This window comes from Kitasatospora acidiphila (genome assembly GCF_006636205.1).
Classification (GTDB): domain Bacteria; phylum Actinomycetota; class Actinomycetes; order Streptomycetales; family Streptomycetaceae; genus Kitasatospora; species Kitasatospora acidiphila.
Genome location: NZ_VIGB01000003.1, coordinates 7,603,158 through 7,620,062, shown reverse-complemented (window position 1 = coordinate 7,620,062; position 16,905 = coordinate 7,603,158). Strand labels below are relative to the sequence as shown.

Here is a 16,905-nt window from a genome sequence, read left to right as displayed (position 1 = left end):
AACATCTCCCACCACCTCGCCCCCTGCCTTCCAGCGTGCGCCCAACACAGTCGACCACTTGCGCAAAGGTGCGCGCAGCAGCATTGAACGCGCAGAAATGGACTGCTAGCCTCCCCGGGACAGTCGCGCACCCGTATTCTCATCCGACTGTCATGATCACCTCATGCTGTCCTCACGCTGTCCTTCTGCGCCGCTCGACCGGGCGGCCCCGTCCCCCGATCCCCCCGATCTCCGATCCCCTGCTCGCCCTCGATCCCCTTGGACGCGGCATGCGAACACTCCACTCCCGACCGCACCACACCCGGTTACCCCTGATCCCCCTCGCCGCCGTGCTCGCCGTGGTCTGCGCGCTGCTCGGCGGCCAAGCCCCTGCCCGGGCGGCCACCCCCGCCGCCGGCACGCTGGCGCTCACCGGCAGCCATACGCTCACCTGGCAGGGCCACAGCTACGCCAGCGACTCGGTGCCCGACCCGTCGCACTGCCCCGCGCAGGCCCAGGACCCGAACAACCAGACCTGCGACCACTTCGACCTGACCGTCGACGTGCCGGCCTCCTACTGGGCGGACAACCCCGACGGCGGCGTACCGGTCAGCATCCAATGGCCGGACTCGACCAACGACTTCGACCTCTACATCTACGACGGCTCCGGCCATGAGGTCGCCGAGAGCGCCACCGCCTCGGATCCCGAGGCGACCGTGATCCCCAACGCCTCCGGCACCTACCACGTGCTGGTGGTGCCCTACTCGGTGACCAACTCGGGCTACACCGCGACCGCGACCATCCCGACCGCCACCACCGTGGGCAACGCCACCGGCCTGACCGAGGGCGCCGACGGCGGCTACCGGATCCAGGCCGGCAGCGCGGCCGCCCGGATCGACTTCACCAGCGAGGACGTCTTCCGCCTCCAACTCGCCCCCACCGGCACCTTCACCGACCCGGCCGGACGCGAGATGGTGCCCAATCCGCCGTCAACCATCAAGAGCACCAGGGAGTTCGACGCCGGCGACTACTGGGCGATCGCCAGCAAGGACCTCACCCTGCGCGCCTACAAGAGCCCGCTGCGGTTCGCCCTCTACCGGGCCGACAACCGCACCCTGGTCTGGCAGGAGACCCACGGCCTGACCTGGACCGGCGACGCCATGCTCCAGACCCTGGCGCGCGGCCCGCAGGAGCAGTTCTACGGCGCGGGCGAGCAGAACGGCAGCTTCTCGCACCGCGACCAGACCGTGCACGTGGCCAACAGCTTCAACTGGAACGAGGGCGGCTACAACAACTCCCAACCGTTCTACCTGTCTTCGGCCGGCTACGGCGTGTTCCGCAACACCTTCGCCCCCGGCGTGTACGACTTCGGCGACCCGGTGCGCACCTCGGCCCAGGAGAGCCGGTTCGACGGGTACTTCATGGCCAGCCCGAACGCCCCGGATCTGAAGACCGTGATCGGCCAGTACACCGATCTGGTCGGCAAGCCCTTCATGCCGCCGGTCTACGGCCTGGAGCCGGGCGACTCGGACTGCTACCTGCACAACGCCAACCGCGGTGAGCGGCACACCCTGGACGCCCTGAAGGTGGCCGACGGCTACACCGCCAACCAGACCCCGCTCGGCTGGATGCTGGTCAACGACGGCTACGGCTGCGGCTACGAGAACCTGCAGCAGGTCGGCCAGGGTCTGCGCGACCACAACATGCAGCTGGGCCTGTGGACTTCGACCGGCCTGCCCAACCAGGGCGATGAGGTCAAGGCCGGGGTGCGGGTGCGCAAGCTGGACGTCGGCTGGGTCGGCCCGGGCTACCAGTTCGCGCTGGACGGCTGCCAGCAGGCGTACAACGGCATCGAGCAGAACAGCGACGCCCGCGGCTTCGTCTGGCTGCCGGTCTCCTGGGCCGGCGCGCAGCGCTGCGGGGTGCTCTGGAGCGGTGACCAGACCGGCAGTTACGACTACGTGAAGTGGCAGATCCCCACCTACGCCGGCTCCACCATGTCGGGCATCGCCTACAACACCGGTGACGTGGGCGGCATCTTCGGCAGCGACCCGAAGGTGGAGACCCGTGACCTGCAGTGGAAGACCTTCATCCCGACCATCATGACGATGGACGGCTGGGCCCAGAGCGACAAGCAGCCCTGGCGGTTCGGCGAGCCCTACACCTCGATCAACAACAAGTACCTGCAGCTGAAGGAACGGCTGCTGCCGTACCTCTACACGCTGGCCGCACAGGCGCACCAGTCCGGCGTCGGCGCGGTGCGCCCGCTGGTGCTGGACTACCCGAACGACCCCAACACCTGGGGCGACGCGGCCAAGTACGAGTTCCTCAGCGGCGACAGCTTCCTGGTCGCCCCGGTCTACGACGCCTCCGAAACCCGCAACGGCATCTACCTGCCGGCGGGCACCTGGGTGGACTACTGGACCGGCAAGACCTACCAGGGCCCGACCACGATCAACGGCTACCACGCGCCGCTGGACACCCTGCCGCTGTTCGTCAAGGCCGGGGCGATCGTGCCGATGTGGCCGCAGGGCACGCTCTCCTGGCAGACCCGGGACACCAGCCGCCTGGACTACGACATCTACGCCCAGGGCGACTCGCAGTTCACCCTCTACGAGGACGACGGCACCACCCGGGCCTACCAGCAGGGCTCCAGCGCAACGCAGTTGGTGACCGTGCACGCGACCGGCCAGCACGGGCACGGCGCGACCCAGATCACGGTCGGCCCGAGCAACGGTGCCTACGCGGGCAAACCGGCCGCGCGCGCCTATGAGTTCAGCATCCATGTCGGCGCGGCTCCGGCCCAGGTGCTGCTCGACGGGCATCCGCTGCCGACCGGCTCCTGGAGCTGGGACTCGGCAGCCGGCGTGGTCCATGTGACCACCCCGGCGCAGTCCACCGCTGCCGGCTTCTCGCTGCAGCTGGCGGGTGCGGGCGGCCTGGGCCGCTGAACCACACGCTCCAAGGCTGGCCGGTGGGGGTGGCGACACCCCCGCCGGCCAGCCTTTGTAATAACCCCTACTCGCTCTTGCCTATTACTCAAGCATGCGCCAAGCTAGGTAACACCTGCTGAGTGCAGCAGGTCCTTACTCGACTCAACCATGCTTTCTGCACAGGGGGAATCACCATGACGGACCTCCAGATCGCCGACGACACCGCCGAGCGCGCCTACTGGGAGGGCTGGCAGCGCAGTTGGGACCGCCAGCAGGGGTGGTACCTGCCGGACCGCGAGGAGCGGTTCCGCGTGATGATCGACCTGGTCGAGGCGGTCGGCGGCCCCGCGCCCCGGATCCTGGACCTGGCCTGCGGCACCGCCAGCATCACCGAGCGCCTGCTCGCCCGGCTGCCCCAGGCCGCCAGCGTCGGCGTCGACCTCGACCCCGCGCTGCTCCAGATCGCCGAGGGCCACTTCCGCGGCGACCAGCGGCTCACCCTGGTCACCGCCGACCTGCGCGACCCCGACTGGGCCGCCGCCCTGCCCGAGGGCCCGTTCGACGCGGTGCTGACCGCCACCGCCCTGCACTGGCTGGACACCGACACGCTGCTGCGCCTGTACCGCGACCTGACCGGCCTGCTCCGCCCCGGCGGCGTCTTCCTCAACGCCGACCACTGCCCGCAGCCGGGCACCCCGCTGCTCAACGCCGTGCACAAGACCTTCGAGGAGCGGCGCCAACTGGCCGAGAGCGCCGACGGGGTGCTCACCTGGGCCCAGTGGTGGCAGGCCGCGGCCGCCGACCCGCGGCTGGCCGAGGCGGTCGCGGCCCGGTCGGCCGTCTACCGCGACCACAAGGACGGCGACACCCACACCGCCGAGTGGAATATCGAGCGCCTGGTCGACGCTGGTTTCCGTGAGGCGGGCCTCGCCTGGCGCTCCGTCAGCGACGCGATGTTCGTCGCGGTCCGCTGACGTCACGTCACATCAACTTCATATCAGGGCGTCCGGGTGCTGAGGCCAGTGCGCAAGCACCCGGACGGCCACGCTTCCCGGGGGTAGCTTTGAGCACCACCAGCACTACCAGTACCACCGGCGCCGCCAGCGCCAGCACTGCCGCCGGCCGCGCTGACACCAGCCGGCCGCCCGGCTCGTCGATGCTCGGCCAGTCGTCGAAGACCGCCGTCCTGCTGATCGCCTGTGCGGCGCAGTTCATGGTGGTGCTCGACGTGTCGATCGTGAACGTCGCGCTGCCCGAGATGCGCGACTCGCTGCACCTGAGCGCCACCGGCCAGCAGTGGATCGTCAACGCCTACACCCTCGGCTTCGCCGGGCTGCTGCTGCTCGGCGGCCGGCTGGCCGATCTGGTGGGTGCGCGGCGGGCGTTCCTCTCCGGCCTGGTGCTGTTCACCGGCGCCTCGCTGGCCGGCGGGCTGGCCACCACCGGACCGCTGCTGATCGCCGCCCGGGCGATCCAAGGCCTCGGCGGCGCCGTGCTGGCCCCGGCCACCCTCACGCTGATCATGACGACCTTCACCGAGCCGCGGGAGCGCACCCGCGCGATGGGCGCCTGGAGCGCGGTGATGGCGGCCGGCGGCGCGGCGGGCGCGGTGCTCGGCGGCGTGCTGACCCAGTACGCGGGCTGGCGCTGGGTGTTCTTCGTCAATGTGCCACTCGGCATCGTGCTGCTGGTCGCCGCGCTGGCCCGGGTGACCGCAGCTCAGGCGCCGGGTGGCGGGCTGCACCGGCTCGACCTGCCGGGCGCGCTCACCGTGACCGGCGGCCTCACCGCGCTCACCTACGCGATCATCGCCACCGAGTCGCACGGCTGGACGGCCCCCGCCGTCTGGCTGCCGGCCGCCGTGGCGGTGCTGCTGCTGGCGGCCTTCGCGGCCATCGAGCACCGCAGCGCCCACCCGCTGGTGCCGCTCGCCGTGCTGCGCCGCCGCACCCTCGCGGTCGCCAACGCCTCGGTGCTGTCGCTGGGCGCGGCGATGTTCGCGATGTGGTTCCTGCTGTCGCTCTACTTCCAACTGGTGCTGCACTACAGCCCGGTGACCGCGGGGCTGGCCTTCCTGCCCGGGTGCTTCTCGATCATCATCTGCGCCCAGGTCGCCACCCGGCTGATCCACCGCACCGGCCCGCGTCCGCTGCTGATCGCCGGGATGACCCTCAGCACGGCCGGCTTCCTGTGGCTGTCGCTGCTCCGCCCGCACGGGGGCTACGCCACCGGCGTGGTGGTGCCGTTCATGCTCTGCACGCTCGGCATGGGGCTGGCGATGATGCCGCTCACCGCCGCGGCCACCGCGGGCGCCCGCCGGGAGGAGGCCGGGCTGGCCTCCGGGCTGACCAACACCTCGCGCCAGGTCGGCGGCGCCCTCGGTCTCGCCCTGCTGGCCACCATCGCCTCGCACACCACCGCGGCCCACGGCGGTGCCAGTGCGGCCGCGCTGACCGCCGGCTATGACCGGGCGTTCCTCGCCGCCGCCGTCCTCACCGCCCTCGCCGGCGTGCTCGCCCTCGGCCTGCCCGGCCGGCAGCAGACCGCGGCCTGAGACCAGCCAGGGAGATAAACGGGGCATGCCGATCCGCCAGGTCCACCAGGCCCACCAGCTTTGCCGGGTCCGCCAGGTCCGCCTTGATGAACTGCCCCTGCTCCAGGACATCGAGCGAGCGGCCGGTGAGTGCTTCCGCGAGATCGGGATGCCCGAAATCGCGGAGGACGAGCCGCTGCCGCTCGATGAACTGGCCCGCTACCAGCGGTCCGGGCTGGCCTGGGTGGCGGTCGACAGTGACGACGCGCCGGTGGCGTATCTGATCGCCGACCGGATCGACGGCGCGCTGCACGTCGAGCAGGTGTCGGTGCACCCGGGCAGCGCCCGCCGTGGCATCGGGCGGGCGCTGCTGGAGGATCTCGCCGAGCGGGCCGCCGCGGAGGGCGTCCCGGCGCTGACCCTGACCACGTTCGCGGACGTCCCGTGGAACGCGCCCTACTACGCGCGCTGCGGCTTCCGGCCGCTGCCCGACGCCGAGTTGGGCCCCGGCCTGCGGGAGGTCCGGGCGCAGGAGGCGGCGCACGGCTTGGACCGGTGGCCGCGACTGGCCATGCGGCGAACGGTATTGGGCTAGTCAGGGCCTCGCCAGGTAACCGCCGAGCCCCGACTCCAGCAGCCCGAAGGCCCGTTCGGCCACCGCCGTCACCGCCCGGCGGATCTCCTCGGGCCGCTCCCCCGCCACCACCCGGCGCCGGATCTCCGCCAGCACCGCACGGTAGGCACCCGCGATCGCCCCGGCCACCACCCCCGGCAGCGGATCCCCTGACACACCGCCCGCCGCCTCCGGTTCCTCCGCTTCCTGCGCCAGCGCTGCCGCGAGCGCCGCCTCGGAACGCTCGGCGATCTCGCGCCCGCGTGCCTGCAGCGCGGGGCTCTCGGCGACCAGCCGCCAGAACACCGCGGCCCCGGGGCGCAGTCCGAGGGTCGGCTCATCGCACTCCAGCGCCGCCAGCAGGCCCGCGCGGACCGCACCCAGCGCGGACGTGCCGGCGGGACGGGTGCGGACCGCCTCGGCCAACCATGCCTCCACCTCGGCCTGCCGGTCGAAGAACAGGTCCTCCTTGGTCGGGAAGTAGTTGAAGGCCGTGTTCACCGATACACCGGCCGCCCGAGCCACCTCCGCCACGGTGACGCCGTCGAAACCGCGCTCGACGAAGAGGCCCATGGCGGCGTCCGCGAGCGCGGCCCGGGTCTGCTGCTTCTTGGCTTCACGGAGTCCCATACAGAAATCATAGAGCCACTGAAAATTTGGAGTGACACCAAAATTATCGGCTAGGGTGGCGCCCATGACCTTCACCTTCGGCATCTATCCCGGCGGCCTGCTGGGCACCGACACCGGCATCCGCCATCCCGTGAGCCCCGACGACCCCGCGCTGATCACCGCCGCGCTGCGCCGACTCCAGGGCGACACACCGACGTTGCTGGTCCGCGCCTACCGCCACTACGCGGCGTCCAGCCGGCCCACCAGCACGCCCGCCGACCCCGAGCGCCTGCTCGGCGACGGACGCAAGCTCGACCTGGTGCTGCAGTTCCGGGAGCCCAGCGGAGAGCTCGGCGGCTGGCTCGACTTCATCCGCGACACGGTGCGCACCGAGGGCCCGCGGCTGGCGATGCTCCAGATCTGCGAGGAGCCCAACCTCAACCTCCCGATCGTCGACGGGAGCATCCCGAACGTCCAACAGGCCCTGATCCAGGGGGTGATCGCGGCCAAGGAGGAGGCGCTGGCGTGTGGGTACGACATCGCCGTGGGCTTCAACGCCGTGCCCGGCTTCGACCCGGCCGACCCCTTCTGGGGCGAGCTGGGCGCGGCCGCCGACGACCGATTCCACCGCGCGCTGGACTACGTGGGCCTGGACTTCTTCCCGGACGTCTTCCGTCCGCTGCCGCCCGAGCAGCTGGTCCCCGCGGCGACGGCGGTGCTCACCGAGTTCCGCACCACCCACCTCGCCCGCGCCGGCATCGCCCCGTCGGTGCCGATCCACGTCTGCGAGCACGGCTGGCCCACCGGCCCGGAGCGCTCCGAGGAGCGCCAGGCCGAGGTGGTCGAGGAGGTGATCCGCACCATCGCGGGCCTGCGCGACGAGCTCCACCTCACCGGCTACAGCCTCTTCGCGCTGCGCGACGCCGACTCCGCCGGCACCGGCCTGTTCGACCGCTTCGGCCTGCTGCGGGACGACTACACGCCCAAGCCCGCCTTCGACACCTACCGCCGGCTGATCCAGGAGCTCGGCAGCTGACCTGCGCGGCCGTCGGCTCACCGCTGCGATAGCTTGTGGATCATGGGAAGAGCGATACCGGGCGGCCTCAGCACGGCCGCCGTCTTGGAGCGGCTGGCGGCGGACGACCCGGGGGCGGACGACCCGGGGGCGGCGGCGCGCCTGCGTAGGCGGCTGGCCCTGGTCCTGGCCGCCGTGGCGGTGCTGCTGTTCGCCTGGATCCTGGTGCTCGGGTCGACCACCCGCGGGCAGGCCGAGGTGCGGAACTGGTCAACGGCCTGGGTCGGCATGGACCTGCTCCAGGTGACCGGCCTGCTCGCCACGGCGGTGCTGCTGGTCCGGCGTTCGCGGCTGGTGGCGCTCGCCGGGTCCGCGACCGCCACCCTGCTGCTGCTCGACGCCTGGTTCGACGTGATGACCGCCGAGGGCGGCGCGGACTGGTACGTGGCGCTCGCGATGGCCCTGCTGGTCGAGCTGCCGTCCAGCCTGGCGCTGGCGGCGCTGGCCAGGAAGACGCTGGACTGGCGAGTCAGCGGGGAGCCTGACGCCTAGCCGGACAACGGTGCCGCCGGTCAGCCCGCAGGCAGCCTGGCGCCCGGTCAGACGGCTCGGAGCGCCCCCGGGCGGCGGCCGGCCAAGCGGTCGAGGGCGGCGGCGGTCGCGTCATCGGCCGGGAGGTGGACCAGCAACCGCTGATCGTCCTCAACGGGCAGGTTGAGCGTCTCATAGGCCAACCGCAGCTCGCCGGCCTCCGGGTGGGCCAGCCGCAGCACCGCGCTCGCCCTCGGCAGCCCGGACACCCGGTCCAGCCGAGCGGTGAAGTCGGCGCCGCAGGAGACCGTCAACTCATCGGCCAACGCCCCGACTTCGGGCTCGGCGAGGCCGGGCCCGCGCTTCAGTGCCGCGACCTGCTCATCGGCCACCAACTCCCAGTCGGGAAAGGCCGTGCGGGCCCGCGGATCGGTGAAGACGTAGCGGGCGAGGTTCGGTCGCGCGGAGTCCAGCAGACCGATCGGCTCGACCAGCCGCCGGTAGCCGTCGGTGCAGGCCAGCACCTCGGAGAGCCGGTTGAGCAGCACGGCGGCCGCCGGCTCCAGGCTGTCCAGCAAGGCCCGCACAGTGGGCCGCACGGTGCGGTTGGGGCCGGCCGGCCCCATGCAGCTGAAGCCCGGCTCGGCTCCCTTGACCAGCTGGTGCAGATGGAGCCGTTCCGCCGGGGCCAGCCGCAGGGCGTCCGCCAGCGACGCCAGCACCGGCGCCGACGGCCGCCGGTCCCGGCCCTGCTCCAGCCTGGTGATGTACTCGACGCTGACGCCCGCCAGCGTCGCCAGTTCGGCTCGCCGCAGCCCGGGCGTGCGGCGGCGCGGCCCGGTCGGCAGGCCCGCCTCGGCGGGTGTGACGGCCTCCCGGCGCAGCCGCAGGAAAAGGCCCAGCTCATTGTCGCTCACCCCCGAACGTAGCACCGGGGCCGAACCGGATCGTGGCCCTCCACTACCACCCTCAGCTCGGCCTCCCTCAGCCCGCTCCGGCTCGGAAGAGTGGTGGTCACGGCCCGGCGCTCGGGCCGACCAGCACTTCACTCGTATCACTCGTATCACTCGTATCACTCGTAGCAGGAGCACACCCATGTCCAAGTTGAACCTCGCAGTGATCGTCGGCAGCGTCCGGGAGGGCCGGTTCGCCCCGGTGATCGCCCGCTGGTTCGTCGAGCAGGCCGAGCGGCACGGCGCCTTCACCGTCGACCTGATCGATCTCGCGGACGTCGAGCTGCCCCTCGCCCTGCCCGCCATGCCGCCGGCCATGCAGCCCGACCTGCCCCGCCCCGAGGGGATGGCCGAGCTGACCCGCCGCCTGAAGGCCGCGGACGCCATCGTCATCCTGACGCCCGATTACAACCGCAGCTTCCCGGCCTCCCTCAAGGCCGCCATCGACTGGCACTACAGCGAGTGGCACGCCAAGCCGATCGGTTTCGTCGGCTACAGCGGTGCCAGCGGCGGCCTGCTGGCGATCGAGCAGCTGCGGCAGATCTTCAACGAGCTGCAGGCGCACACCGTCCGCAACTACGTCTCGTTCCCGCGCTACTACGAGCTTTTCTCCTCGGACGGCACGCTGCTGGAGCCGGCGGGCCCGGAGGGCTCCGCCAAGGCGATGCTGGACCAGCTGGAGTGGTGGGGCTCGGTGCTGCACGACGCCCGCCGCGACCGGCCGTTCGCGACCGGTCTGTAGTCCGCCGGGTGAGTCGGTCGGCGAGTCGGTCGCTGAGTCAGTCGACGTAGTACATCGCGTGCCGGCAGTGCGGCGCACTGCCGGTCCGGTCCTCCTCCGACTCGAACTCGACGTCCTGGGAGCCGAGCGGCTCGGGCTCGAAGACGGTGCCGCTCAGCAGCCGGCGCAGGGCGGCGACGTCCGCCGGGGTGGGCTGCCGCCGGGCGGCGGGCTCGGACAGGAGGACCTGATGGTCGGTCATGGCGTGCGGCTTCCTTCCAGGCGCGGCGCGGGCCGCGATCGGACCCACAGGTCCAGTGCATGCCTCCGATCCGCCGATCGCACCCGCTCTTGACGCATGGACTACGCGGGTCCGGGCCGTTCTGACGGGATCTTGATACCGGAGCACCCGTTCGGGGGCCACTAGACTCACCGGAATGCCAACCCACACCAGCTCCGCCCCATCGTGGTCGACCACGACCCCGCCTGGCAGCCCGCCGGCCTCGCCCTCGCCGAGGAACTGCGCGCCCTGCTCGCCCCGCAGGCACTGCGCGTGGAGCACATCGGCAGCACCGCGATCCCCGGCATGGCTGCCAAGCCGATCTTCGACCTCCAGGTGAGCGTGGCGGACCTGGCGCAGGCCGAGGCGGTCTTCGACGGGCCGCTGGCCGGCCAGGGCTTCCAGCGCTCCCCCTACCAGCGGGACCACGTGCCCGCCGGGCTCGACGACGACCCGGCGCGCTGGGCGAAGCGGATGTGGTCGCGGCGCGGCCAGGCCGAGCCGGCGGGCTCGGACAGCCCGGACAGCCCGGACAGCCCGGACGTCAACCTGCATGTCCGCCTGGCCGGTTCCCCCAATGAGCGGCTTGCGCTGCTGTTCCGCGACTGGTTCCGGGCCCACCCCGAGGCCGTGCCGGCCTATGCGCGCTTCAAGAGCGTCCTCGCCGAGGCGGTCGCCGATGTGGGCGTCTACGCCGACGTCAAGGACCCGGTGGTGGACCTCGTCATCACGGTGGCCGAGCGCTGGGCCGCCGAGACCGGCTGGACGGCGTAGTACCTCCCGTTCAGCGCGCGACGGCTCGCCAACGCACCGGCGCGCGACAGCTCGCCAACGCACCGGCGAGCAACGGCCCGTCAGCGCACCGGTTTGCGCGCAGGCGGGCCGGCGTAACTGTCCGCGAAGCTCGCCGCGAACGCCGCCGAATCCCGCAGCTGGTCCAGCCGCGAGAGTTGCAGGCGGTGCAGGAACGCGAAGTCCTCCGGGCCCGCCGCCGGGCTGTGCAGCAGGTGCAGCAGCCAGTGCGAGAACTCCTGGGCCTGCCAGATGTCCGGCAGGCGCGCGGCCGAATATCCCTCCAGCACGCCGGAGTTGCCGCCGCGGTAGTGGGCCAGCAGCCGGTCGGCCAGCTCGGCGGCGTCGGCGATGGCCAGGTTCATCCCCTTGCCGCCGGCCGGGGTGATGATGTGCGCCGCGTCGCCGACCAGGAAGAGCCGGCCGTACCGCATCGGCTCGGCCACGAAGCTGCGCATCTCCAACACGGTCTTCTCGATGATCGGGCCGGGCCTCAACTCGGCCTCGGACAGGCCCAGTCGGCGGTGCAGGGCCGACCAGATCCGGTCGTCCGACCAGCTCTCCGGCTGATCGCCGACCGGGCACTGCAGATAGAAGCGGGACACCGACGAGGTGCGCAGCATGTGGCCCGCGAAGCCGTCCCGGTGCAGGGCGTAGATGATCTCGCCGGTGGCCGGCGGGGTTTCGGCCAGCACCGCCAGCCAGCCGAACTCGTGCTGCTTGGCGCTGGTACGCAGCCCGCCCTCGGGCACGGCGGGGCGAGCGGCGCCGTAGAAGCCGTCGCAGCCCGCGATGAAGTCGCATTCGATCACCACCGGTTCGGAGCCCGGCGCCTCGCACCGCAGCACGGCCCGCTCGCCGTCCGAGGCGTCCAACCCGGCCAGCGCCACGGCCGGGTGGGAGAAGAGCAGGGTGCCGCCGCCCGCGAGATAGGCGTCGATCAGGTCGCGGACCAGGAACTGCTGCGGGTAGACGTGGTGGACCCGGCCGCCGGCCAACTCCCGGTACGGGACGGAGAACCGCCCGCCGCTGTGGCGGAACTCGCAACTGCCGTGGGCCACGCCCTCGGACAGCAGGCGGTCGGCCAGCCCGTGGGCGCGCAGGAACTCCACCGTGCGGTGCTCGATCAGCCCGGCCCGGGCCCGGTTCTCCACATGGGCGCGACTGCGCCGCTCGACCACCAGGCAGTCGATCCCGGCCTGTTGCAGCACGTTCGCCAGCACCAGACCGGCCGGTCCGGCACCGACGATCGCCACCCTGGTCCGCAGCAGCATGGTCACCCCGTTCAGGTAGGCCCAGAGCTGCCCAGCGTAGTTGACAACCCATCAGTCGGCCGCGCCCACCGGCTTCGGCGGCACCGTCGGCTCGCGCGGGGTGACCCGTCGCGGAGCGAGACCAGCAGGTGGCTCGGGCAACCGGCCCAGGCAGGCGGCGGCGATCGCCGGACGGCGACCAAGCCACCTCGGCGGCCGAGCCGACCAAGCCACCCTGGCGGCCGAGCCGGGCGAGCCGGCCGAGGCGGGCGCGCGACCCGGCGAGCGGCTCGGCCGGGCCCCGGATCAGCCGCTCCTCGTGCGCGGCCGGCCCCGCAGCGAGGCGGCATCCACGGTGGTCCCCCACCGACCTGGCGCGGCAGCCCGCCCGGCGCTTCCGTACCGTGGAAGTGACCACCGGTGTGTGGGAGGAGGGCTGGCCACCCATGACTGACGCGATCGTGGTGGGCGCCGGCCCGAACGGGCTGGCCGCCGCGGTCACCCTGGCCCAGCAGGGCCTGCGGGTTACCGTGCTGGAGGCCGCTGCGGAGATCGGCGGCGGCACCCGCAGCGGCGAGGGGATCCTGCCCGGCCTGCTGCACGACCACTGCTCCGCCGTCCATCCGATGGCCGTCGGCTCACCGTTCCTGCGCGGTCTGGGCCTTGACCGCCACGGCCTGGAGTGGCGGCTCCCGGAGGTCGACTGCGCCCATCCGCTGGACGGCGGCACGGCCGGGGTGCTGTACCGCTCGGTCACCGCCACCGCGGCCGGGCTGGGCGCGGACGGGGCGCGCTGGCGGCGACTGTTCGCGGGCCCCGCCGCGGGCTGGGACCAGCTGGCCGGCGACGTCATGGGCCCGCTGCTGCGGCTCCCCCGCCACCCGCTGCGGCTCGGCCGGTTCGGGCTGCCCGCGCTGCTCCCGGCCACCGTGCCGGCCCGGCTGTTCCGCACGGCCGAGGCCCGGGCGCTGTTCGGCGGTGTCGCCGCCCATGCATTCCAGCCGCTGCACCACCCGCTGAGCGCGAGCATCGGCCTCGGCATCCTGACCGCCGGGCACCGGCACGGCTGGGCCGTCGCGGCGGGCGGCTCGCAGGCCATCACCCGGGCGCTCGCGGCCGTCCTCGCGGAGCTCGGCGGCACCGTCGAGACCGGCGTCCGGGTGCGCTCCGCCGCGGCCCTGCCGCCCGTGGCCGTCACCATGTACGACCTGGCGCCGGGCGCGGTGGCCGAGCTCCTGGGCGACCGGCTGCCCCGGCGGACGGCCAGGGCGTACCAGCGCTTCCGGCACGGGCCGGGCGCCTTCAAGGTCGATTTCGCGGTCGAGGGCGGCGTCCCCTGGACGGCACCGGCCGCACGACGGGCGGGCACGGTCCACCTGGGCGGCGATTTCGCCGAACTGGCCGCCACCGAACGGGAGATCAGCGTCGACCGGATGCCCGAACGGCCGTTCGTGCTGGTCGGCCAGCAGTATCTGGCCGACCCGGGGCGCTCGGTGGGCGACGTCCATCCGGTCTGGACGTACGCCCATGTCCCGCACGGCTACACCGGCGACGCCACGGCGGCGATCATCGCGCAGATCGAGCGGTTCGCCCCCGGCTTCCGGGAGCGCGTGCTCGGCACCGCGGTACGCCCCACCACCGCCTTCCCCACCGACAACCCGAACTACGTGGGCGGCGACATCCTCACCGGCGCCAAGAACCCGCGGCAGCTGCTCTTCGGGCCCCGCGTGGGCGTCGACCCGTATGCCACCGGCCTACCCGGCCACTACCTCTGCTCGGCGGCCACCCCACCAGGCCCGGGAGCCCACGGCATGTGCGGCCACCACGCCGCCCGATCCGCGCTGGCGCGGCTATGACCGCGCCCCCGGTCAACCGCGGTCCGCCCGCCGCCCCACCGCCAGCCACGCCGGCACCACACCGGCCGGCACCGCCAGCACCAGGCAGGCCGCCACGCCGGCGGCCAGTGGACCCCAGGGCAGCCGCAGGGCCACGCTCGTCTGCCCGGCCAGGATCCGGTGGTTCAGTAGCGCGATGGTGCCCAGCTGCGTCACCACCGTGACCGCCAGCGCCAGCACCGCCGCCGTGGCCACCACCAGCACGGCCTCCACGGCGACCATCGCCACCACCTGGCGGCGCAGCCCGCCGGCCAGCCGCAGCGTGGTGAAGTCGCGGCGCCGGTCGGCGGCCGACATCACCATGGTGTTGACGATCGCGATCAGCGCGTAGAGCAGGGCCGGGCCCAGGATGGTGCTGGTCGCGATCCAGGCGTAGTGCGCGCCGGGATCCGGGCCGGGCTGCCGGGCATCCGTCAGCAAGCCGCGCAGCAGATCCGCGGGCCGCCCGCTCAGGTAGACCGCGCCCGGGTGGGCGGCACCCAGGTGCCCGGCGACGCCATCGCCGGCCAGCAGCACCTCGTCCAGTGACAGCTGGGTGCGGAACACCAGCACCAGCTTCAGCGACACCACCGTGTCGTCGGCCAGCCGCAGGTTGACCTGATCGCCCAAGTGCCAGCCGTGTCCCCGCACTTGGTCGGTGGAGGCGGCCAGCGTGGCGCCGTGCAGGTCGGTGGCCGAGCCCTGGACGGCGGGCAGCGCGAGCGCGTCCGGCAGCGGCCCGTCGACCACGGTGGCCGCCGAGGGCACCGTGGCCTCCGAGTCCTCCGAGCGGTCCGCGAATGCCGCGGCGTCGGCGCCGAGCCCGGTGATCACCGTCGAGACGGTCGCGGTGGCCCGCAGGCCGGGCTGCGCGGCAGCGAGCCGGTTGGCGGCGTCGGCGGGCAGCGGAGCGGCCCCCGGGCGCAGCACATAGCGGGCGGCCGTCGCGGCCCGTGTCTGGGCGGTCATGGCGTCGGCGAAGGCGGCGGTCGAGCCGAGCGCGGTGCCCAGCAGGGCGACCACCAGGAACGCCGGGGTCGCGGTGGAGACCGTGCGGCGCACGGCGGTCAGCGCGTTCTGCCGGGCCAGCAGCGCCGGCGCGCCGACCGTCCAGCGCAGCGGCACCGTGAACAGCCGCACCAGGTGCGGCACCAGCAGCGGGGCGACCAGGCTGAGCGTGACGATCGCCATCAGGTCGGCGGCCATCACCCACTGGGTGGCGAACTGCGGGTCGCCGACCTGGTCGCCGCCGCCGGGTGCCGGGGGCAGTGACGGAGCCAGCAGGTAGTACCCGACCGTGCCGACCAGGCCGAGGGCCTGCAGTCCGGCGCACACCCACCGCACCGGGGTCATCCCGCCGCGGTCGACGGCCGCCTCGCCGAGCGCCGCGACCGGCCGCACACCACCGGCTCGCACGGCCGCGGCGAACGCCCCGGCCAGGGCGACCAGCAGCCCGACGGCCGCCGCCAGCAGCATCGGCGCCACGGCCGGCCGGGCCGTGAAACCGGCGGGCGCGGCGCCCAGGTCCACCAGCCAGGCGGCCAGCGCCGGCGCCGCGGGCAGCGACAGCAGGCAGCCGGAGACCGCGGCGGCCAGGGCGACCACGGCGGCCTCTCCCAGCACCAGCAGCCGGACCTGACGCGGCGTCGCCCCGACGGCCCGCAGCAGCGCGGTCTCCTGGCGGCGCTGGGCGACCGCGAAGGCGAAGGTGGAGGCCACCACGAAGACCGCGACGAAGGCGGCCATGCCCGCGCTGAAGGTGAGCACCTTGTGCAGCGAGGGCGCGCCGAGCGGCGAGTCGTCGCCCGCAGTGTTGCTGAGCAGCACTCCGGTGGTGGCGATCAGCGTGACGCCGAGGGTGAGGGCCAGGTACGAACCGGCGAACGCGGCCTTGCGGCGGCGCAGCGCGGCGGTGGCCACCGGCAGCAGGGTGAGCAGGTCGGTCACGCCGTGGGCTCCGCTTCCAGCGAGGTCATCAGCTCGGCGATCTGCTGGGCACTCGGCGCGGCCAGGTCGCCGACGATCCGCCCGTCGGCCAGGAAGAGCACCCGGTCGGCGTGGGCGGCGGCCACCGGGTCGTGGGTGACCATCACGGTGCTCTGGCCCTCCCGGTCGACCAGAGAGCGCAGCAGTGCCAGCACGTCGCGGCTGCTGGAGCTGTCCAGCGCACCGGTGGGCTCGTCGGCGAAGAGCACCTTGGGCCGGGTGATCAGAGCCCGGGCGATCGCCACCCGCTGCTGCTGGCCGCCGGAGAGCTGCGCGGGCAGATGGCCGGTGCGGTGCCCCAGGCCGACCTGCTCCAGGGCGGCCCGCACCGCGGACCCGTCCGGTCGGCGGCCCGCCAGCCGCAGCGGCAGGCCCACGTTCTGCTCGGCGGTCAGCGACCCGATCAGGTTGAACGCCTGGAACACGAAGCCCAGCCGATCCCGTCGGAGCACCGTCAGCTGGGTCTCGGTCAGTCCGCCCAGGTCGACGCCGTCCAGCACCACCCGCCCCGAGTCCGGCCGGTCCAGCCCGGCCGCGCACTGCAGCAGCGTGCTCTTCCCGGAGCCGGAGGGCCCCATCACCGCGGTGAAGGTGCCGCGCGCGAAGACGGTGTCCACTCCGTCCAGTGCGCGGACGGCCTCCGAGCCGGTGCCATAGGTGCGGTGGAGCTGCTCCAACCGGAGCACGGCGTCATCCCCCAAGATCATCACGGGGGGTATGCCTACCACGGACGGCACGGCACTGACCAGCCGTTTTTCGCCGACTCCGGGGCGTTGAGACCGCCATGGGCGACCATGGGACGACGGTGCGACATCACGGAAGGAGTCGGCGGT

Annotated in this window: 15 protein-coding genes; 9 read left to right on the top strand and 6 right to left on the bottom strand. The window is 73.1% G+C overall.

Going from position 1 to position 16,905, the window contains the following annotated elements:
• The first annotated feature begins 269 nt into the window (after window positions 1-269).
• The 4 genes from E6W39_RS35940 to E6W39_RS35925 all read left to right on the top strand — a co-directional run bounded on the left by E6W39_RS35940 (window position 270) and on the right by E6W39_RS35925 (window position 6,040).
• Complete coding sequence (locus tag E6W39_RS35940; RefSeq protein WP_181799599.1) at window positions 270-2,930, top strand: glycoside hydrolase family 31 protein; 2,661 nt, start codon at window positions 270-272, stop codon at window positions 2,928-2,930.
• A 176-nt stretch (window positions 2,931-3,106) separates the two neighbouring features.
• A complete protein-coding gene (locus tag E6W39_RS35935) occupies window positions 3,107-3,886 on the top strand; it encodes a class I SAM-dependent methyltransferase (protein ID WP_141637018.1) in 780 nt (259 codons plus the stop codon).
• Window positions 3,887-3,975: 89 nt separating this feature from the next.
• Window positions 3,976-5,466, top strand: a complete 1,491-nt coding sequence (locus tag E6W39_RS35930) for an MFS transporter (protein WP_228718550.1) — start codon at window positions 3,976-3,978, stop codon at window positions 5,464-5,466.
• A gap of 25 nt (window positions 5,467-5,491) precedes the next feature.
• Complete coding sequence (locus E6W39_RS35925) at window positions 5,492-6,040, top strand: GNAT family N-acetyltransferase (protein ID WP_141637017.1); 549 nt, start codon at window positions 5,492-5,494, stop codon at window positions 6,038-6,040.
• Here the strand turns inward: E6W39_RS35925 and E6W39_RS35920 are convergent, their stop codons facing one another.
• Window positions 6,041-6,688: a TetR/AcrR family transcriptional regulator gene (locus E6W39_RS35920; RefSeq protein ID WP_141637016.1), complete on the bottom strand. Its 648-nt coding sequence runs from the start codon at window positions 6,686-6,688 to the stop codon at window positions 6,041-6,043.
• A gap of 64 nt (window positions 6,689-6,752) precedes the next feature.
• On the opposite strand from E6W39_RS35920, the gene E6W39_RS35915 reads away from it, so the two are divergent.
• Together E6W39_RS35915 and E6W39_RS35910 are read left to right on the top strand one after the other, a co-directional pair.
• On the top strand, window positions 6,753-7,703 hold the full coding sequence (locus E6W39_RS35915) for a hypothetical protein (RefSeq protein ID WP_141637015.1): 951 nt from the start codon (window positions 6,753-6,755) through the stop codon (window positions 7,701-7,703).
• Window positions 7,704-7,745: 42 nt separating this feature from the next.
• Window positions 7,746-8,234, top strand: coding sequence for a hypothetical protein (locus E6W39_RS35910; RefSeq protein WP_181799598.1), 489 nt, complete (start codon window positions 7,746-7,748; stop codon window positions 8,232-8,234).
• Between the two features lie 47 nt (window positions 8,235-8,281).
• On the opposite strand, the gene E6W39_RS35905 is transcribed toward E6W39_RS35910, so the two are convergent.
• Window positions 8,282-9,130 (bottom strand): helix-turn-helix domain-containing protein, encoded by an 849-nt coding sequence (locus tag E6W39_RS35905; RefSeq protein ID WP_141637013.1) that lies wholly within the window; start codon window positions 9,128-9,130, stop codon window positions 8,282-8,284.
• A 178-nt stretch (window positions 9,131-9,308) separates the two neighbouring features.
• Between E6W39_RS35905 and E6W39_RS35900 the strand changes: the two genes are divergently transcribed.
• Window positions 9,309-9,908, top strand: coding sequence for an NADPH-dependent FMN reductase (locus tag E6W39_RS35900; RefSeq protein WP_141637012.1), 600 nt, complete (start codon window positions 9,309-9,311; stop codon window positions 9,906-9,908).
• 37 nt (window positions 9,909-9,945) lie between these two features.
• Here E6W39_RS35900 and E6W39_RS35895 read toward each other — a convergent pair whose 3' ends face one another.
• Window positions 9,946-10,149 carry a hypothetical protein gene (locus E6W39_RS35895; protein ID WP_141637011.1) on the bottom strand — a complete coding sequence of 68 codons (204 nt, stop codon included), beginning with the start codon at window positions 10,147-10,149 and terminating at the stop codon, window positions 9,946-9,948.
• Between the two features lie 204 nt (window positions 10,150-10,353).
• Here E6W39_RS35895 and E6W39_RS35890 point away from each other — a divergent pair, with 204 nt between their 5' ends.
• The gene (locus E6W39_RS35890; protein ID WP_141637010.1) at window positions 10,354-10,941 is read left to right on the top strand and encodes a GrpB family protein; all 588 of its coding nucleotides are present in this window, start codon (window positions 10,354-10,356) and stop codon (window positions 10,939-10,941) included.
• Window positions 10,942-11,021: 80 nt separating this feature from the next.
• On the opposite strand, the gene E6W39_RS35885 is transcribed toward E6W39_RS35890, so the two are convergent.
• A complete protein-coding gene (locus E6W39_RS35885; RefSeq protein ID WP_141638156.1) occupies window positions 11,022-12,233 on the bottom strand; it encodes a 4-hydroxybenzoate 3-monooxygenase in 1,212 nt (403 codons plus the stop codon).
• A 425-nt stretch (window positions 12,234-12,658) separates the two neighbouring features.
• Between E6W39_RS35885 and E6W39_RS35880 the strand changes: the two genes are divergently transcribed.
• On the top strand, window positions 12,659-14,068 hold the full coding sequence (locus E6W39_RS35880) for a phytoene desaturase family protein (RefSeq protein ID WP_141637009.1): 1,410 nt from the start codon (window positions 12,659-12,661) through the stop codon (window positions 14,066-14,068).
• Window positions 14,069-14,080: 12 nt separating this feature from the next.
• Here the strand turns inward: E6W39_RS35880 and E6W39_RS35875 are convergent, their stop codons facing one another.
• Window positions 14,081-16,033: an FtsX-like permease family protein gene (locus E6W39_RS35875; protein ID WP_141637008.1), complete on the bottom strand. Its 1,953-nt coding sequence runs from the start codon at window positions 16,031-16,033 to the stop codon at window positions 14,081-14,083.
• Window positions 16,030-16,779, bottom strand: a complete 750-nt coding sequence (locus tag E6W39_RS35870) for an ABC transporter ATP-binding protein (protein ID WP_141637007.1) — start codon at window positions 16,777-16,779, stop codon at window positions 16,030-16,032. The genes E6W39_RS35875 and E6W39_RS35870 overlap by 4 nt, the downstream gene beginning before the upstream one ends.
• Window positions 16,780-16,905: the final 126 nt, after the last annotated feature.

What these genes read in the sequence shown, in the direction of transcription:
- E6W39_RS35900 (WP_141637012.1), top strand. Translation starts at nt 9,309, where the DNA reads ATGTCCAAGTTGAACCTCGCAGTGATCGTCGGCAGCGTCCGGGAGGGC.
- E6W39_RS35935 (WP_141637018.1), top strand. Translation starts at nt 3,107, where the DNA reads ATGACGGACCTCCAGATCGCCGACGACACCGCCGAGCGCGCCTACTGG.
- E6W39_RS35920 (WP_141637016.1), bottom strand. Translation starts at nt 6,688, where the DNA reads ATGGGACTCCGTGAAGCCAAGAAGCAGCAGACCCGGGCCGCGCTCGCG.
- E6W39_RS35940 (WP_181799599.1), top strand. Translation starts at nt 270, where the DNA reads ATGCGAACACTCCACTCCCGACCGCACCACACCCGGTTACCCCTGATC.
- E6W39_RS35925 (WP_141637017.1), top strand. Translation starts at nt 5,492, where the DNA reads ATGCCGATCCGCCAGGTCCACCAGGCCCACCAGCTTTGCCGGGTCCGC.
- E6W39_RS35915 (WP_141637015.1), top strand. Translation starts at nt 6,753, where the DNA reads ATGACCTTCACCTTCGGCATCTATCCCGGCGGCCTGCTGGGCACCGAC.
- E6W39_RS35880 (WP_141637009.1), top strand. Translation starts at nt 12,659, where the DNA reads ATGACTGACGCGATCGTGGTGGGCGCCGGCCCGAACGGGCTGGCCGCC.
- E6W39_RS35895 (WP_141637011.1), bottom strand. Translation starts at nt 10,149, where the DNA reads ATGACCGACCATCAGGTCCTCCTGTCCGAGCCCGCCGCCCGGCGGCAG.
- E6W39_RS35885 (WP_141638156.1), bottom strand. Translation starts at nt 12,233, where the DNA reads ATGCTGCTGCGGACCAGGGTGGCGATCGTCGGTGCCGGACCGGCCGGT.
- E6W39_RS35870 (WP_141637007.1), bottom strand. Translation starts at nt 16,779, where the DNA reads ATGATCTTGGGGGATGACGCCGTGCTCCGGTTGGAGCAGCTCCACCGC.
- E6W39_RS35910 (WP_181799598.1), top strand. Translation starts at nt 7,746, where the DNA reads ATGGGAAGAGCGATACCGGGCGGCCTCAGCACGGCCGCCGTCTTGGAG.